The following is a 1,298-nucleotide window of genomic DNA, read 5'->3' as shown; positions in this document are numbered from 1 at the left end:
GCGTACTGTCAATTTTCTTACTGGCTGAATGCTCCATGATGGTTCACTCCCGTGTCTTTTTTGTGACAATCGAAAGGAGAGCCAATCGAACATTTGACATTCTGGCCCTACCTGGATAAAATAACTTACGAACGTTCGTAAGGGAGTGGAAAAAATGAAATCAAACGAATTAAAAGCGATTGCCCTTGAGCAATTCGCCCTTCATGGCTATCAAGGAGCTTCTCTATCTGCGATTGCAGATAAAGCGGGTATTAAAAAGCAATCCATTTATTCGCATTTTAAAAGTAAAGAAGATCTTTTCATCCGTGCTTTTGAAGATTCCGTTCAACATGAATTGGATTTCATTGATAGGTATTTAGCCAGAAGTGAGTTACCAATTATTCACATGCTGAATCAATTTCTTCCTAGTTATCTCACTCGTTATGGGGAAGACTCTAATATGAAATTCTTTTTGAGAACGTCTTTTTTTCCACCTGTTGAATTGGAAGAGGCAATTAAAGAGGGAACGGAAAAATATATAACAGGATTGGAAGCACTTTTTGTTCGTTTGTTTGAAAGGTATGGGCAATTTCAAGGTGATATAACACCTGAAAAGGCATCTGTTACTTACCTGACAATCTTGGATGGACTACTGGTTGAATTATTATACGGGCGCTCCGAGCGGCTGGAAAAACGTTTGGAGCATTCCTTGGAAGTATTTTGGAAAGGTATAAATGAAAAGGAGTGTCATGAATGAATAGAGCATGGACGTTTGTTGTACTCGGTTCCCTATTCGAAGTGGGCTGGGTCATCGGATTGAAACATTCTACAGATTTCATCACGTGGGCAGCGACAATCGCAGCCATCGTCTTATCGTTTGGGTTCCTGATTAAGGCTACACAAATGTCCCTGCCGGTCGGGACCGCCTATGCCGTTTTTGCCGGTCTTGGAACGACGGGTACGGTCATTGCGGAAATGGTCTTTTTCAATGTCCCGTTCCAGGTGGCTAAAGTCTTATTGATCCTTGTGTTATTGGCAGGGGTCATCGGGCTTAAGCTGGTGACAGGGAAGAGTCAGGAACAGGGGGGCGAATCGTAATGGGCTGGATATTCCTTATTCTTGCAGGTGTATTTGAAGTGGTCGGTGTAACGGGATTGAACCTGATCACCCGGAAAAAAAGCGTATCATCCTATCTCATCTTTGTGGTCGGGCTCGCATGCAGCTTCACATTTTTGAGTTTGTCGATGCAGTCTCTACCAATGGGTACGGCCTATGCGATCTGGACCGGAATCGGTACCGTGGGATCAGGACTGGTCGGG

At 43.8% G+C, this 1,298-nt stretch carries 3 protein-coding genes; all 3 read left to right on the top strand.

What is annotated here, in order from left to right; translation table 11 throughout:
• Window positions 1-154: 154 nt before the first annotated feature.
• Window positions 155-736 carry a TetR/AcrR family transcriptional regulator gene (locus ACNA6I_RS13850; protein WP_251401336.1) on the top strand — a complete coding sequence of 194 codons (582 nt, stop codon included), beginning with the start codon at window positions 155-157 and terminating at the stop codon, window positions 734-736.
• Entirely contained in the window at window positions 733-1,077 is a 345-nt protein-coding gene (locus ACNA6I_RS13845) for a DMT family transporter (protein ID WP_416313574.1), read from the top strand. Before ACNA6I_RS13850 ends, ACNA6I_RS13845 begins: the two co-directional genes overlap by 4 nt.
• On the top strand, window positions 1,077-1,298 hold a 222-nt coding region (locus tag ACNA6I_RS13840; protein WP_416313573.1), incomplete at its 3' end, for a DMT family transporter. The genes ACNA6I_RS13845 and ACNA6I_RS13840, both read left to right, overlap by 1 nt.

This window comes from Rossellomorea sp. FS2, assembly GCF_047915635.1.
Taxonomy (GTDB): domain Bacteria; phylum Bacillota; class Bacilli; order Bacillales; family Bacillaceae_B; genus Rossellomorea; species Rossellomorea marisflavi_A.
Note: the sequence above shows the minus strand (reverse complement) of the source record. Positions and strands in the feature narration are given on the sequence as shown.

What these genes read in the sequence shown, in the direction of transcription:
- ACNA6I_RS13845 (WP_416313574.1), top strand. Translation starts at nt 733, where the DNA reads ATGAATAGAGCATGGACGTTTGTTGTACTCGGTTCCCTATTCGAAGTG.
- ACNA6I_RS13850 (WP_251401336.1), top strand. Translation starts at nt 155, where the DNA reads ATGAAATCAAACGAATTAAAAGCGATTGCCCTTGAGCAATTCGCCCTT.